The sequence below is a fragment of the Phyllobacterium chamaecytisi genome, from assembly GCF_020164455.1.
GTDB classification, from domain to species: Bacteria; Pseudomonadota; Alphaproteobacteria; order Rhizobiales; family Rhizobiaceae; genus Phyllobacterium; species Phyllobacterium chamaecytisi.
This window is the reverse complement of the sequence record NZ_JAIQWW010000002.1, coordinates 142,262-158,014: the sequence shown is the minus strand read 5'-3', so window position 1 is coordinate 158,014 and position 15,753 is coordinate 142,262. Positions and strand designations below refer to the sequence as shown.

The following is a 15,753-nucleotide window of genomic DNA, read 5'->3' as shown; positions in this document are numbered from 1 at the left end:
CTAAGGGTGGGCATTTCGCTGCCTGGGAACAGCCACGGTTCTTCACCGAGGAACTGCGTGCGACCTTCCATTCGCTGCACCGGGGTAGCTGACGTGAATTCCAATCGTGTATAGATCGCGCGGCAGCTAAGGAGGTAACTGTATGGAACTGACGATCGGCACGATCCTTGTCGCGTTTGCCGGCGTATTCCTGATCAGCTTCATGAGAGGGGCGTTCGGTGGCGGATTTGCCATCGTCGGCATTCCGCTTCTGTCGATTGTAATGGATCCGGTCACCGCCGGCGGTCTGCTCGCGCCCCTGTTCATCGCGATGGATCTGGTCGCCCTACGCTACTGGAAGCCCTCGACCTGGTCGAGGCCGGACCTGGTGCTGCTCCTGCCGGGACTGGTGATCGGCATCGGGCTCGGCTATGGGCTTTTCCGCTTCCTCGACCACCGGGCCATCGCGATCGTGATGGCGGTGATTACTCTGATCTTTGTCGGATTTTGGTTTCTCAGAGGCGCGGAGGTGACGGCCCAACCGCGTTCGACTCCGAAAGCGATCATTGCGGGTCTTACCTCAGGCGTGACCACGATGGTGGCGCATTCCGGTGGGCCGCCACTTGCGATGTATCTGTTGCCCCTCGGTCTCAGCAAGGAAATCTACGCGGGAACGACGAGCATGTTTTTCACCGTCGGCAACGCGACCAAGGCGGTGCCATGGCTGCTGTTGGTGAAGCCGACCTCCGGTGTCTGGACCTTGATGGCTATTTGCCTTCTTGCCATCCCCAGCGGCGTCTGGCTGGGTTGGCGGCTTCACGGAAGGCTCGACCAACGGCAGATTTATCGCGCCTGTTACGGATTGCTGGTCTTGACGGCGTTGAAACTGTTGTGGGATGGCGTTTCCGGATTTCTTGCGTGATCATGCGAGAAAAATATGTGTTCTCTTTCGTGATTTGCTCAGCATCACATGCGGGCTAAAATTGGCTTTTCGCAGGTTGGCTCAGCCCTTGAAAAGTCCACTAAATTGCGCATCCCTTCAGAAACAAATCGGCGCACATTTTCGCTCGAGCTACAATTTCTTCGGCGTTCGGCGCTGGCATTTGGCGCAACATGGCTGCGCGCTGCGGTTCCATGACCATCATTCCCCGCAGCATGCCGCTTGCCGCATGCGGATCGTCTAGCTTGATACGTCCACGCTCGACCTGTTCGCGAAGCCACGCTTCCATCAACGTATTGGTCCTTACGATTGCTCTTTCATAGAACGATGCTGCAAGTTCCGGAAACCGATCGGATTCACCAATCACGAGGCGCATGATCCCAATCGTATCGTCGGAGAGCGTGAGCATGCCATAGGCAGTCAGCACGTGTTCAAGACCGACCCCTAAGTCATCATTGATATGCCCGGCGGGATCGACTGCCAGCAAAAAGCGGCCAATTCGAGCGGATATCATGCAGGCAAACAGATCTGCCTTGGTGGGAAACAGCCGATACAAGGTTTTGGTTGAAACGCCGGCATTCTGCGCAATGGCGCTGATGCTCACCGCAGCATAACCGCTTTCGTGAAACTGCGCATTGGCGGCTTCGACGATAAGGCTTCTCGTATCGTCGTCGCAGCGAACTTGTGGTCGGCCCCGCGGGCGTTTCTCAATCTTGTGAATTACGACCATATCCATTTTCCAAAATAATTATTGACAGCCCGTTTATACGGCGTATTTTGGAAAACGTCAAGTTTCGTAAATGGAGTCATCAACCAAAGGCCGCAGCCCAAGCGACGGCGACCCGGAAATTCGGAGACCACAATGAGCAAGCTGCAAGCCTTGAACAACAACGTTGCCCAACCCGCAGAAATTGTCCCGACAGCCGAAGCGGGTTCGCCTGTCCGCATCGCGGAAGCGCCCCAGCCGTCGGCCTCTGATGAGAAGCCGGTCCGGAAGCGTGGACGTCGCTTGCTTTTCGGTACAGCCGCGATCATCTTGCTCGCAGCCGGTGCCTATTATGGCCACGATTACTGGACGGTAGGTCGTTTCCACGTGGAGACAGACGACGCCTATGTAAAGGCGGACAATAGTTCGGTCGCGCCAAAAATCTCGGGATACATCGCCGAAGTCCTCGTGAAGGACAATGAAACGGTGAAGTCAGGGCAGCCCCTCGCCCGCATCGACGACCGGGATTTCAAGACGGCGCTCGAGCAGGCGAAGAGTGATGTCGCGGCCGCAGAGGCAACAATCGAAGCCAAGCAAGCCTCCCTCGCAATCCAGGAATCCACTATCGCGGCAGCGCGTGCCACAGTCGATGTCGATCAGGCCAATGCGATCTTTGCCGAACAGAATAACAAACGCTACGCAACGCTTGCCACGAGCGGCTATGGCAACATCCAGAACGCCCAGCAGGCTGCCTCCCAGATCGCTGCGGCAAAAGCCACCGTCGTGCGCGACAACGCTGCGCTGGACGCTGCAATAAAGCAGGTCGATCTATTGAAGGCCGAGCTTGCGCAGGCAAAGGCCGCTCTGGAGCATGATCTTGCCGTCCAGGACCAGGCCGAACTCAACCTGTCCTATGCGACGATCGTGGCGCCCGTCGACGGCGTCGTCGGCAACCGCACGCTGCGCGTCGGCCAGTATGTTCAGGCAGGGACGCAGCTGATGACTGTCGTGCCGACCGCCTCGGTCTATGTAATTGCGAACTATAAGGAAACGCAGCTTACGGACGTTCATGCCGGCCAGCCGGTCGATATCGACGTCGATATGTTTCCGGACCGGGTCTATCACGGCCGCGTCGACAGCCTTGCTCCCGCGAGCGGCCAGGAATTTGCCCTGCTGCCGCCCGACAACGCGACGGGCAACTTCACCAAAGTCGTCCAGCGCATTCCTGTAAAGATCGTCCTCGATGCCGACAGCGCCGCAGGCGATCTGCGACCCGGCATGTCCGTCCAACCGAGCATCAATACCAAGGTCGACGCTATCCAGCGCCAGAGCCATTGACGGCCGGGTAAAAGGAGCAGCGTGCCATGTCTGCCATCACGTTTAATGCCGCGTCGGTGCCACAACCACGCGCCAGCACGAAGGAATGGATTGCCGTTCTCGCCGGTATGATCGGCGCGTTCATGGCGATCCTCAACATCCAGATCACCAATGCTTCGCTACTCGATATCGAAGGCGGCATCGGTACCGGCGTCGACAACGGCGCCTGGATCTCAACGTCGTACCTCATAGGTGAAATCGTCGTTATTCCCCTCACCGCCTATTTCAGCAGCGTGTTCTCGTTTCGCCGTTACATATTGGTGAATACGATCCTTTTCCCGCTGTTCTCCATTGCCTGTGCCTTCACCCATGATCTCGGTTCGATGATTGTCATGCGTGGCCTGCAGGGCTTTGCCGGAGGCGTGCTGATCCCCATGGCCTTCACCATGGTATTGACGAAGCTGCCAAAATCGCAACAGCCGGCTGGCCTTGCCCTCTTCGCCCTCTCGGTCACCTTCGCGCCGGCCATTGGCCCCACGATCGGCGGCTACCTCACCGAGAATTATGGATGGCAGACCATCTTCTTCATCAATGCCATCCCGAGCGCTGTCATGGCTGTAGCACTGGCCGCAACTCTGGATAAGGCGCCTATGCAACTCCATCTCCTCAAAGAGGGCGACTGGGCCGGCATATTCACCATGGCAGTCGGACTCTCGGCTCTTCAGACCGTGCTCGAAGAGGGCAACAAGGACGATTGGTTTTCCTCCCCGTTCATCCTGAAGCTCAGCGCCGTCGCCGTCGTCTTCCTCGCAACCTTCATCTGGATCGAGCTGACCGTCGAAAAGCCCTTGGTCAAGCTCAGCCTTTTGAAGCAGCGGAACTTCGCTATTGGCGTCGTGGTCAACGTTCTCGTCGGTGTCGCGCTGTTCGGTACCGTCTATATCTTGCCGCAATATCTGGGGCAGGTGCAGCGCTACAACGCCGAGCAGATCGGCAATGTACTGGCTTGGACCGGCTTGCCGCAATTGCTCCTGATCCCGCTGGTCCCGATGCTGATGAAGCGTTTCGACGCCCGCTATATCGGCTTCCTTGGCATCAGCATTTTCGCGGCGAGCTGTTTCATGAACGTCATGCTTTCACCCGACAATGCCGGCGATCAGTTCTGGATCCCGAACATCGTGCGTGCGATCGGACAAGCGCTCGTATTGACGCCGATCACCGCCATTACGACGGCCGGCATCGCCGCCGCCGACGCCGCTGCCGCATCGGGTTTGACGAATATGCTGCGCAATCTCGGCGGTGCGGTCGGCACAGCAACGCTTGGAACAGTTCTGACCAAGCGCGAACAGTTCCACTCGAACATCATAGGCCAATCTGTCACGCTGGCGCGCGACGAGGTTCACCAGCGCCTCGACCAGCTGACCGGTTATTTCATCGCCCATGGCGTTCCCGATCACGCCCTCGCCGCCCAGCAAGCCGTCGTCGCGCTTGGCCGGCTCGTCAAGCGCCAGGCACTCATCCTTGGATTCGGTGATACCTTTGCGGTTATCGGCGTTCTCCTTGCTATCGCAGCAATCGCTTTGTTGTTCGCCGAAAAACCCAAGGGCGCAGGAGGAGCCGGCGCTCATTAGCGATTGCAGGGCTCGAGACGCACAAGAGCAACATAGTCACCGTTCTGGAGTTCATGTTTCGATAGATTGGATCGATCAGCCTTTGAGCTGATCATGGGGAGACGCAGTTGTCACCGGAATTTCGCCCGCATGGCGTCGATCCCCGGTATTTTCGCCATCAGGGGACGATGGACTTCTTCGAAATTCTGTACGAGCGAACGCTGCGTTTTGCCGACGAGAATGGTGAAAATATAGGATGCATGGCCGGGCGACGTCGCGGTGGGATGATAACCGGTTGAGAACGCGAAGGTGTCACCATTGCGCGTTGCGTGAGCATGGGGCTCACATCCCTCTTCATACCATAATTGTGTACCAAAGCCGGTCGGCGGATCGAACCGCCAATGATATAATTCCTCATGTGCGGTTTCGCCCGGCTGATCCGTATCGTGCTTGTGCGGCGGGTAGCCGGACCAGCAACCTTCATCAGCATAGAGTTCGCTGACGAGCAGACGTCCAACGCGATCCGCCTGTCTGTTGCCGAGGATATGGAAGATGCGCCGGCGTGATTTCGTTTCATTGGAACCAACATCGACCATATCGACTTCTTCCGGCGTGATGCGAAACGGATCCATCGGTGCGTCCCAACGACCTCCGGCAATAGCGATTTCACAACGCTCGAGTGCTGTGATCGTAACGGCCGCATCCGGACCCGCATAGATGGAATCCGCTTGTCCCGCCCAAACGCTCGCGCGTCCACCGACCTTGTTGAACTCGATGCCATCTACAGAAACATCGCAAATGCCGGAGAGCGGAACAATGGCGGTTTCAAAGTCGGGTAGACGGTAGCTGTGCGCCTCACCTGCGGCAAGTTTCACTAGATTGAAATGAATGAGCTTTGTCGGTTCGCTACCATCGAGAATGGGCTTGTTGCCATTCTCAAACCTGCGGATCATCTTCGCGGACATTGCTAATTCGCCTCGCTTTTCATTACCTGCAGCAACGCGACAATGTAGCCGTAACTGAAGGCGAAAGCGGTGTTCTGCGGATCGCGTCCGGAGATTTGCGGCACATGATCCGGCATAATCATGTATTGATAGCCGACCTCCGCATAGGTTTTCAGCGAGCGCCACATGTCCATGTCGCCCTCCTCCGGAAATGTCTCCATAAAGGAAAGCCTGCCGCCACGAATATTGCGGAAATGCACATTGAATAATTTGCCCCGTTCACCGAACCAGCGGATAACGTCGAAGATTTCCTCGGCCGGTTTGTCGAGCATTTCACCAACTGTTCCCTGGCAGAAGTTCAGGCCATGGTAGGGGTTTTCGCGCAGGAGCACGAATTTCTTCAGACCCTCGACTGTGCCGAGAACACGCGTCACACCGCGATAACCGGGCGGCGTATAGGGGTCGTGCGGATGACAGGCGAGACGCACCTTGTTGGCCTCGGCGACCGGCACCACGCGTTCAAGAAAATAGTCGATGCGCTCCCAGTTTTCATCCTCCCCAACGACCCCGGCGATAGTTAGCGGTGCTTCATGGTCGGCCTTGTCCCAGCGGAAGGCATCGTTGCGTGATCCGCCCCTGCCCGTTTCGAGTTCTGTGCGCGGGATACCGATAATGTTGAGATTGTATTTCACTGCTGGAATGCCAGCCGCCGCGGCGCGCTCTATCAGGCGGCAGATGGAATCGATCTGGCGATCACGCTCGGGACCTGCGGACAGAATATCAGGGCTGTATTGTTGTTCAATGACACGTGAACTCAAGGGCAACTGGATCATGTCCAGAGATAGTCCGAAATCTGCCAGATGGTCGCGATGCCGTTCGAGAACTTCCAGTGTCCAGTCGTGTGGATTGCCGGCGGGATCGGCACAGACGTGTTCGATACCAAGTTGTGCCATGACTCGGTAATCATCATCGTCGCGTGCACGAAATTGTGTGCCAAGAAACATGCCATACTCCTGTTATGTATTGGAAGCTCGCGCCTGAGTGACCTCGCGCGGATCTTCGCCATGGGCTTCGCTCGCAGCGATGAGTTTTTTCGTGTAGGTCTGGGTTGCGCCACCATTCACGAGCGCATGGACGTCCAGAGTTTCGACAATCATCCCGGCTTGCATAACCGCGGTACGCTTGCACATATGGGCCACGACCCCGAGATCATGGCTGACCATGAGATAAGTCAGGCCGCGCTCGTCCTGCAAGTCAGACAGAAGATTGAGAATTTCGGCCTGCACCGAAACGTCGAGTGCTGACGTGGGCTCATCGAGCAGCAATATGTCGGGCTTTGACATCAACGCCCGGGCGATGGCAACGCGCTGCCTCTGCCCGCCCGAAAGCTGATGCGGATAACGCCACAGCAGTGCCCGGGGAAGTCCAACGGAATCGAGCGCAGCATTACCCCGAGCCTCCGCATCGGGAATATTCTGGATGCGTGCGGGTTCCATCAATTGGCGCCAAACTGTGTGTCGCGGGTGCAGCGCTTCATAGGGATCCTGAAAAACCATCTGCACCTTGCGATAAAAATCCCTGCCGCGTTTGTTGCGTATGTCTTCACCGGCAACGCGCAGGACAGTGGCCTCATTTCCTACGAGACCTGTAATCGCCCGCAGGATTGTCGACTTGCCCGAACCGGATTCGCCGACGAGGCCAAAGGTCTCGCCGCGATCGACCGAGAAGCTAACGTCATCGACGGCCCGCCGTTCGTCGGCACCTTCACCGAACGTGACGGAAAGGTTCTCTACTTCGATGATCGGCGCTGTACTCCTCATAATGCCTACCATGCCGCGTCACGCTTGAGGACCGGCAGTCGTTTGCGCGGCGCATGGATGCGCGGCATGGCACCGAGCAAGCCTCTCGTATAGGGATGTGTGGCCTTGTCCAGTTCATTGGCCTTCAAGGCTTCGACCACCCTTCCTTGATACATAATCAGCACGCGGTCGCAGAAGCGGCGGACAAGATTGAGATCGTGGCTGATGAAAATCAGTCCGAGCCCGCGTTTCAGTACGAGGTCGTCGAGAAGGTTGAGGATTTCCAGACGCACCGTCACGTCCAGAGCCGACGTTGCTTCATCGGCGATGAGGATTTCCGGTTCTGAAACGAGCATCATGGCAATCATGATGCGCTGTCCCATGCCCCCGGACATCTCATGTGGATACATGCGGTAGACACGCTCAGGATCACGCATCTGCACAGCACCAAGCATTGCAACAGCCTTCTGACGCGCCTCCGATGACGAAGAGCGCGTATGGATGCGATAGGCCTCTGCGACCTGCTCGCCAACGGTGACGACGGGATTGAGCGAATATTTCGGGTCTTGCATGATCAGCCCGATCCGTCGGCCACGAATGCTGTTCATGGTTTTCTCCGATGCAAGGAGAAGATCGATCTCGCCGAGCTGTATACGCTCGGCTTTCACAAGTGCTGCCGGCGGGGTCAGCCGCATGATGGCGCGGCCAGTCATGCTTTTGCCGGAGCCGGATTCGCCGACTATACCGAGTTTTTCCCGCCCAAGATCGAAAGACACACCACGTACTGCATCAAAAATGCCCGAAGCGCCGTGGAAGCTGATCCGGAGATCGCGGACAGAAAGTAAAGGGTTGTCCATCTCGCTCATTCCTGCCTCGGATCAAGCGCATCGCGCAATGCGTCGCCAACCAGATTGAAAGCCAGGCTGACGACAAGAATTGAAAGGCCGGGCATGGTCCCTACCCACCAGCTGTCCAGCATGAACCGCCGTCCGGTGGAAACCATCGCCCCCCATTCAGGGCTAGGCGGCTGTGCGCCGAGACCGAGGAAACCGAGACCAGCTGCCGTGAGGATGATGCCCGCCATGTTGAGAGTGATGCGCACGATCACCGACGGAATGCACAGGGGCGCGATGTGACCGAGCACGATGCGCAAGCTGGACGCGCCCATGAGCCGGACCGCAGAAATATGGTCCCTGCCACGGAGGCTGAGCGATTCGGCTCGGGCCAGACGGGCGATGGGCGGCCATTGCGTCAGGGCAATCGCGATGATGGCGTTGTTCAAGCTCGGGCCAAGCGCCGCCACGAAAGCCAACGCCAGAATAAGGCTCGGAAAGGACAGGAACAATTCCGTAACGCGCATCAGGATTGTATCGAGCCAGCCGCCAAAATAACCGGCGAGGCAGCCTACGATGAGGCCGATTGGCGCAACGATGACACTGACGATCAAGACGATGGAGAGCGTAATCCGGCTCCCCCACAGGATGCGGCTCAGGATATCCCGGCCAAGTTCGTCGGTCCCGAAGAGGTGCTGGGCATTTGGCGCGAGCAAAGTTTCGCGCAAATTCTGTTCGAAGGGCGAATATGGAGCAAGCCATGGCACGAAGATCGCGACGAAAACCAGCACCAGGATGATCGCAAGACCGGCAATACCGAGCGGATTGGAAGCAAACCGGCACCAGACATGCCAGACATTCTGGAATGCTGCGTGAGTAGCACTCGTCGGCTCTTGCGTGGTAAGCCAGGCTGTCAGCCCCTTGCTATCGCTGTTCATTGAATCCTCGGGTCGAAAAACTTGTAGAGCAGGTCCGAGATCACGTTAAGCGCGATAAAGACACAGCCGATGATGAGCGTGCAGGCAACCACCACATTCATATCGCCGATGACCAGGGCGTTAGTCAGGTACTGGCCGAAACCCGGCCAGCCGAACACCGTCTCGATCAGCACTGCACCTTCCAGCATGCCGCCATAGGACAGCGCAACAACGGTAACCAGCTGAACACGAATATTCTTGAAGGCATGGTGCCAGATGACGCCGTTTCGGGGCACGCCCTTGGCGCGCGCCGTGATCACATATTCCTGGCTCAGTTGTTCCAGCATAAAGCTGCGTGTGATGCGGCTGATATAGGCAATCGAAGCATAAGCCAGCACCGATGCCGGCAAGATGATGTGCGACACCGCGCTCCAGAAAACATCCATGTCCCAGGCAAGCAGCGCATCGACCAGCAGGAAACCGGTGACGTTCGGGACAATGTCCTCGTAAAAGAGATCAATCCGGCCAGATCCGCCAACCCAGCCGAGCTTGGCATAGAACAGCATCAGGCCGACCATGCCTATCCAGAAGATCGGGGTTGAATGACCCAGCAGCGCGATGAGCCGCACCGCATGATCTGCGAAACGGCCGCGATTGACGGCCGCATAGACGCCGAGGGGAATTCCGATGCCCGCGCCGAGAATGATCGTTACCGTTGCAAGCTCCACCGTCGCTGGCAGGACACGAGCAATATCTTCCATCACCGGACGACCGGTCAACAACGTGGTACCAAAATCACCATGCAGTAGATTCTTGAAGAATATCCAGAACTGCTGCAGAACAGGCAGGTCAAGGCCGAGCTCCTGCTTGACCTTAAGATAGGTGGCGCGGTCGGCATCGGGACCGACGACAGCAATGACGGGATCGACCGGCATCAGTCGCCCGATAACGAAGGTCAGGAGCACCAACAGGAAAAGTGTCGTCAGGACACTGAGCAGAGAGCCGCCGAAACGGCGATATTTTCGCAGACCCGAACGCCGCCTTGGTGTCCGGGTCACCGTTTCAACCTGATTGACCATGCGCTGGCGACCTGACTTTGCTTTTCTAGTCCTGCTTCTCGACCTGATCCCAGCGGGTCATCCAGCCGATATCACCAACATAATTTTTCAGCCGGGCGCTTTTTGCGTAGGGATCGACACGCTGCGAAATCGGGATCACGGGCGGACCGGACTCTTCAAACAACTTCAACGCCTGCTTGTAAAGTTCGACACGTTTTTCTTCATTGTCGGTGATGGCCGCAGCTTCGTCGATCAGTTTGTTTACCTCGGGCAATTGGAACGATGCGCGCCATGCTTGCAGATTGGCGAGATTGGCGCCGTCAGTGTTGTCGGGATTATAGGCGTGAGTGCGGATCCAGCCGTCCGCGTCGGTCTGTGCCGAAGAAGCCGTGCGGCCTACACCAAGTTCGAATTTGCGGTCACGCATGGGTCCATAGGTCTGATCGCCATTACCGGTCTGGATGTCGACCTTGACGCCGGCGACAGCGAGATTTTGCTGAATGGCCGTCGCAAGATCGGCATAGGGCGTCGAGTTGAGCGAGAGCAGCTGTTTGTTGAAGCCTTCGGGATACCCGGCGGCGGCCAGATCCTGTTTGCACTTTTCCGGATCATACTGGTTGCCGATGTCAGGGATATAGCCGGGAATATCCGACGGAATGAATGTGGTTGCGCTCTTGCCGTAATTCTTCATCACGACGTCATTGATGTCCTTGTAGTTGATGCAGTAGCGCAATGCTTTGCGTACTTCCGGCTTGGCAAATTCCGGATCCTTCGTGCTCATGATCATGTAATAAAAGCCGGACCCGACAAGCCGGTCAATGACGATATCGGGATTTTTGGCGAGGCCATCGATGTCGGCAGAGACGAGCTGGAAACCGACATCGAGATCGCCCTTCTCCAGCTGTAGACGCTCTGTCTGCGATTCCGGAAGATGGCGCACGAGTACGCGTTTCATCTTCGGTTCGCCGCCCCAGTAGTCGTCGAAGCGATTAAGCACGACAATGTCATTGGGATTCCAGCGATTGAGGGTGAACGGACCGGAGCCCGCAGCATTCGATGCGAGCCAGCCTCTGCCCATATCGCCATCTTTCTCGTGCTTGGCGAGGACTTCCTTGTCGAGAACCACACCGTAGGCGCGGGTGAGCGCGTTAAGCTTGAGCGATGGCGCAACGGGGGTAGCAACTTCCATAACAAAGGTATTGTCGTCCTTCGCGTGGAATTTCTGGTCTACATTGTCCGCCGTATAGCCCCAATTTGCATAGTAGGCCTTGGCGAGCAGGCCAAGCTTGACAGCACGTTGCAGGGAATAAGCAACGTCTGCAGCTGTGATCTTGCGACCGCTTTGGAAAGTCGCCTTGTCATCCAAGGTGAATTCGATCGTGCCGTCCGGCAATACGTTCCAGGATTTTGCCAGCATGGGCAGTACCTTGCCAGGCGTCTGCGGATCGGTGCGAACAAGCGTGTCATAGAGATTGGCGATAACATGATAGGATTCGTAGGAATTGACGTTGTGCGGATCAAGGCTGGTGAGATTCACCATATTCATGCCGATGACCAGCTGGTCCTGCGGTGTCTTTGCCTCGGCCACATTCATTGTCATGGCAGCAACGATGGCTGTCGTCCCCGCTAGAAAAGCACGAAAATGCGTCATAGATTTCCTCCCTACGAGCCAATTTATTCTTATGTTGTATGACATCGTAGTATTGATCTTTGTTGCAAGCAAGAGCAAATTTGCTTGAGACGCCAGGCTTTGAAAGGAAATCTCGGTCAACGGGGTCCAATAGATCCAATTAAATAGGAAACGACCCAAAAAACAAATTCCCGACGATAATGGTTTTCCACATGGAAATATATGATATCCTACTTTTCATTCTGCGCCTTAAACGCGGGCCTATTGCGACCTGAATTCAATACGGAAGGATACCATGTCGAGCATTGGCAAACGAGAAACGCTTACAGGTCAACTGGTTAAGGCCGTTGCAGACCGTATAACGTCTGGGCAATACAAGCGGGGCGAGCGGCTGCCAACGGAACAGGATATGATCGGCGAGTTCAATGTGAGCCGCACTGTCGTACGAGAGGCAATTGCCAATCTGAAAGCAAAAGGCTTGGTCCACACGCAACAGGGTATCGGCGCCTTTGTTCTAAAAGATATCCCCTCCGCTCCCTTCCGAATCGAGGAGGACAATCTCGAAATCATCGAAGAAATCCTCAGTGTCATGGAGCTGCGAATCAGCATTGAACTTGAAGCTGCAGCGCTCGCGGCGGTGCGGCGGGACGAGAGCGAACTTGCCAGAATCAAGCACGCACTGGACATGATGAATGAAGCGATCGAACGCGGAGAAAACTCTATTCAAGCAGATCTCGAGTTTCACCGCGCGATCGCCGCTGCGACAAAGAACCGCCATTTTCTCAGCATGTTCAACTACTTGGGTGAAGTGTTGATTCCCAGGACACGCTTGCAGACCCACAAGATCGGCGGCCTTCCGCAGCGTGAATATCTGGAACGAGTCAACCGCGAGCACAACCAGATTTACCAATCCATAAAAATGCAGGATGTCGAAGGTGCCCGCGCTGCCATGCGCCTTCATCTCGGGAGCAGCCGTGATCGCTTGCGGAACAACACGCTGCAGGTGAATAACAATTCGGACTAAACTCTCGTTTGCCGCATGTCTGGCACAGAAATTCGGTTCTGTGATTAATTGAGTTGTATGATGACATACATGGTGCTAGTCGTTGGTGAATTTCGATTTCATACGAGGCTCCCATGCATCCACAGACACTCAAACAAACGATAAGCTCCGGTCTTCTGTCTTTCTCCGTGACAGATTTCAACGAGAACGGCGATTTCGCCCCGGTGGAATATGCAAAACGCCTGGAGTGGCTTGCCCCCTACGGCGCGTCGGCGCTGTTTGTCGGCGGGGGCACTGGCGAAGGTTTCTCACTGACACCAGCCGAGCATGACAATGTCGTGCGCACCGCAGTAGGGGCTTGCGGCAAGGAGGTGCCGATCCTGGCGGCAGCCGCCTATGGGACGCGTATTGCCGCGGAGATGGCGCGCAATGCCGAGAAGAATGGTGCTGCCGGTCTACTTCTGCTCCCCCACTATCTCACGGAGACAAGCATTGAAGGAATCTGCCGTCACGTCGAAGCGGTCTGCGCCGCAACCAGCCTTGGCGTTATCGTTTACAATCGAAATGTCTGCAAACTGAATGCCGATGCGCTGGAGCGCCTCGCCGATAAATGTCCGAACCTGATCGGGTTTAAGGACGGCGTTGGTGAAATCGAGAATATGGTTTCAATTCGCCGCCGGCTCGGCGATCGCTTCGCTTACCTTGGTGGCTTGCCAACGGCAGAAGTCTATGCGGAGGCCTATAAGGCGATGGGCGTCGCTGTTTACTCGTCGGCCGTGTTTAACTTCATTCCTCGTACCGCCCTCACCTTTTACAGAGCCGTCTCCGAAAATGACCACGACACGACGGCAAGACTGTTGAACGAATTCTTCCTGCCTTATATCGCCATTCGCAACCGTGTTCCCGGTTATGCAGTAGGTATCGTCAAGGCAGGCGCAACGATCGTGGGTCGTTCCGCCGGGCCAGTCCGCGCGCCGTTGGTCGACTGCACTGCCGGCGACATGAAGGACCTTGGGGAGCTTATCGAAAAGCTGGGTTCTCAACGTTGATTAGCCAACTTAGTACTTTTCCAACAAGACTATAGCAACGACGTTTTAGAATATTATTCCTCTGCAAGACGGTGGACCGTTAGAAATCTGAATGTTACGTTTTGCCGTGGGAGGACAGTCCGTATCCGATGAGGAGGTCGGATACGCAAGTTGGAGAGAATTCGATGAGCAGAACTGTCCTGAACGCCGTGGGTGTACCGTTGTACTATAGCGGGAGCTCGACGGCATGGTTTTCCGCAACCGGATCCGGTTCCGAACTTCATGGGACGAATGGCAATGATTCCCTGTGGGGAGACAGCGCAGTCGACGTCACCATGCGCGGCGGGATGGGCGACGACATCTACTATCGCTATTCAAGCATCAATCGCGTCTATGAGGCAGCGGATCAAGGCGTTGATACCGTAAATACATGGATGAGTTCCACCCTGCGGGAAAATTTCGAAAACCTGACCGTCACAGGCGATGGGCGTTACGCCTTTGGCAACAATGCCGATAACATCATTATAGGTGGTACCGGCAGTCAAACCATCGATGGCGGCGAGGGAAACGACGTTCTGACCGGCGCCGGGGGTGCCGATACTTTCATCATGACGAGGGGCAACGGTAGCGAACTCCTCACCGATTTCGGATCCGACGATGTGGTGCGCCTCGATGGTTACGGGCTGACCTCTTTCGAGCAAGTTCGCAGTAATCTTACCCAGGAAGGGACCGATCTCAGGCTCTCTCTCGGAACAGGCGAAAGTCTGGTCTTTACCGATACGACCGCGGACGAACTCCGGGCGGATCAGTTCGAACTGAGCCTTGACCGCTCCACTTTGACCCGTACATTTTCCGACGATTTCAATTCGCTCCAGCTTCATGACGGCGATACCGGTACATGGGAGGCGAAATATTGGTGGGCGCCCGAGAAGGGAGGGACCCTGTCAGGCAATGGTGAGCTTCAATGGTATGTCAACCCTGCCTACCAGCCTACAGCCTCGGTCAATCCATTTTCCGTGAACGATGGTGTCTTGACTATCACCGCGGAACAGACGCCGGACGCGATCAAATCCGAAGTCGAAGATTACGACTATACATCTGGCATGCTGACGACTCATCCCTCCTTTGCCCAGACCTACGGCTATTTCGAAATTCGCGCCGACATGCCGGACGATGCGGGTGCGTGGCCTGCTTTCTGGCTGCTTCCCGAAGACGGTTCCTGGCCTCCTGAACTCGACGTCGTGGAAATGACCGGACAGAATCCGAACACCATCGATGTCACAGTCCATTCGAACGAGACTGGACAACAGACCTCGGAGACAGCCGCCGTGCACGTCGGCGATACCGACGGATTTCACAGCTACGGCGTGTTATGGCAGGAAGATGAGGTCGTCTGGTATTTTGACGACGTTGCCGTGGCGCATGCGGATACCCCATCGGACATGCATGACCCGATGTACATGCTCGTCAACCTCGCCGTCGGCGGCATAGCAGGCACGCCAACGGACGGCCTGGGGGATGGTTCTGAAATGAAAATCGACTACATCAGGGCCTATTCTCTCGACGACCTGGGTGTTGACGCGGGCACCGACGTGCTGTCCTCGCAAACTTCCGACTGGCATACTTAAGACGCGTGTTGGAAAGGGTTTTTTCAAACACGCAGCTGCATCGGGCAAGTCTTTAATCGTAACCGATTCTATGAAGGTCCGCTCTACGCTAGCAGCTGATGGCTTTATGCATCGATTTCATGGTTCAGCGGATGCCGCTTGCACATCGTGGCGGTTGTTTGTTGCAGTGATGTTTCGCTGGCTGCACGACGTGAAGCTGACAAGGATCCTGCAAACCATTCGGAATTCCCATAGCCTCCTTGTATCGTTGCAATCAGGACGACACAAAGCCCGACACCGACCATATATTTGTGCCCGAGATTATTCGCCCTCTCAATTCGGTCGTGGACATATTCAGGAACACGATCAATCTCTCGCATGG

Annotated in this window: 15 protein-coding genes; 6 read left to right on the top strand and 9 right to left on the bottom strand. The window is 56.2% G+C overall.

Annotated elements, in window-relative coordinates:
• Positions 1 to 142 precede the first annotated feature (142 nt).
• Positions 143 to 901, top strand: coding sequence for a sulfite exporter TauE/SafE family protein (locus LB462_RS04475; protein WP_224506166.1), 759 nt, complete (start codon positions 143 to 145; stop codon positions 899 to 901).
• A gap of 100 nt (positions 902 to 1,001) precedes the next feature.
• On the opposite strand, the gene LB462_RS04470 is transcribed toward LB462_RS04475, so the two are convergent.
• Complete coding sequence (locus tag LB462_RS04470; RefSeq protein WP_224506165.1) at positions 1,002 to 1,649, bottom strand: TetR/AcrR family transcriptional regulator; 648 nt, start codon at positions 1,647 to 1,649, stop codon at positions 1,002 to 1,004.
• Positions 1,650 to 1,781: 132 nt separating this feature from the next.
• Between LB462_RS04470 and LB462_RS04465 the strand changes: the two genes are divergently transcribed.
• Together LB462_RS04465 and LB462_RS04460 are read left to right on the top strand one after the other, a co-directional pair.
• Entirely contained in the window at positions 1,782 to 2,963 is a 1,182-nt protein-coding gene (locus tag LB462_RS04465) for an HlyD family secretion protein (protein WP_224506164.1), read from the top strand.
• Positions 2,964 to 2,989: 26 nt separating this feature from the next.
• Positions 2,990 to 4,573 (top strand): DHA2 family efflux MFS transporter permease subunit, encoded by a 1,584-nt coding sequence (locus LB462_RS04460; protein ID WP_224506163.1) that lies wholly within the window; start codon positions 2,990 to 2,992, stop codon positions 4,571 to 4,573.
• A gap of 110 nt (positions 4,574 to 4,683) precedes the next feature.
• On the opposite strand, the gene LB462_RS04455 is transcribed toward LB462_RS04460, so the two are convergent.
• From LB462_RS04455 to LB462_RS04425, 7 genes are read right to left on the bottom strand one after another with little or no spacing between them, the layout of a single operon-like run.
• Entirely contained in the window at positions 4,684 to 5,517 is an 834-nt protein-coding gene (locus tag LB462_RS04455) for a 5-deoxy-glucuronate isomerase (protein ID WP_224506162.1), read from the bottom strand.
• A 2-nt stretch (positions 5,518 to 5,519) separates the two neighbouring features.
• A complete protein-coding gene (locus LB462_RS04450) occupies positions 5,520 to 6,500 on the bottom strand; it encodes a mannonate dehydratase (protein WP_224506161.1) in 981 nt (326 codons plus the stop codon).
• 12 nt (positions 6,501 to 6,512) lie between these two features.
• The gene (locus LB462_RS04445) at positions 6,513 to 7,316 is read right to left on the bottom strand and encodes an ABC transporter ATP-binding protein (protein ID WP_224506160.1); all 804 of its coding nucleotides are present in this window, start codon (positions 7,314 to 7,316) and stop codon (positions 6,513 to 6,515) included.
• Between the two features lie 5 nt (positions 7,317 to 7,321).
• Positions 7,322 to 8,152: an ABC transporter ATP-binding protein gene (locus tag LB462_RS04440; protein WP_224506159.1), complete on the bottom strand. Its 831-nt coding sequence runs from the start codon at positions 8,150 to 8,152 to the stop codon at positions 7,322 to 7,324.
• 5 nt (positions 8,153 to 8,157) lie between these two features.
• Positions 8,158 to 9,066 (bottom strand): ABC transporter permease, encoded by a 909-nt coding sequence (locus tag LB462_RS04435; RefSeq protein ID WP_224506158.1) that lies wholly within the window; start codon positions 9,064 to 9,066, stop codon positions 8,158 to 8,160.
• Positions 9,063 to 10,124, bottom strand: a complete 1,062-nt coding sequence (locus LB462_RS04430; protein WP_224506157.1) for an ABC transporter permease — start codon at positions 10,122 to 10,124, stop codon at positions 9,063 to 9,065. The genes LB462_RS04435 and LB462_RS04430 overlap by 4 nt, the downstream gene beginning before the upstream one ends.
• Before the next feature lie 25 nt (positions 10,125 to 10,149).
• Positions 10,150 to 11,754, bottom strand: a complete 1,605-nt coding sequence (locus LB462_RS04425; protein ID WP_224506156.1) for an ABC transporter substrate-binding protein — start codon at positions 11,752 to 11,754, stop codon at positions 10,150 to 10,152.
• Between the two features lie 274 nt (positions 11,755 to 12,028).
• Between LB462_RS04425 and LB462_RS04420 the strand changes: the two genes are divergently transcribed.
• The 3 genes from LB462_RS04420 to eglC all read left to right on the top strand — a co-directional run bounded on the left by LB462_RS04420 (position 12,029) and on the right by eglC (position 15,392).
• Positions 12,029 to 12,757 carry a FadR/GntR family transcriptional regulator gene (locus LB462_RS04420; RefSeq protein WP_224506155.1) on the top strand — a complete coding sequence of 243 codons (729 nt, stop codon included), beginning with the start codon at positions 12,029 to 12,031 and terminating at the stop codon, positions 12,755 to 12,757.
• Between the two features lie 113 nt (positions 12,758 to 12,870).
• Entirely contained in the window at positions 12,871 to 13,785 is a 915-nt protein-coding gene (gene kdgD, locus LB462_RS04415) for a 5-dehydro-4-deoxyglucarate dehydratase (RefSeq protein WP_224506154.1), read from the top strand.
• 164 nt (positions 13,786 to 13,949) lie between these two features.
• On the top strand, positions 13,950 to 15,392 hold the full coding sequence (eglC, locus tag LB462_RS04410) for an endo-1,3-1,4-beta-glycanase EglC (RefSeq protein WP_224506153.1): 1,443 nt from the start codon (positions 13,950 to 13,952) through the stop codon (positions 15,390 to 15,392).
• 104 nt (positions 15,393 to 15,496) lie between these two features.
• Here the strand turns inward: eglC and LB462_RS04405 are convergent, their stop codons facing one another.
• A complete protein-coding gene (locus LB462_RS04405; RefSeq protein WP_224506152.1) occupies positions 15,497 to 15,751 on the bottom strand; it encodes a hypothetical protein in 255 nt (84 codons plus the stop codon).
• Positions 15,752 to 15,753: the final 2 nt, after the last annotated feature.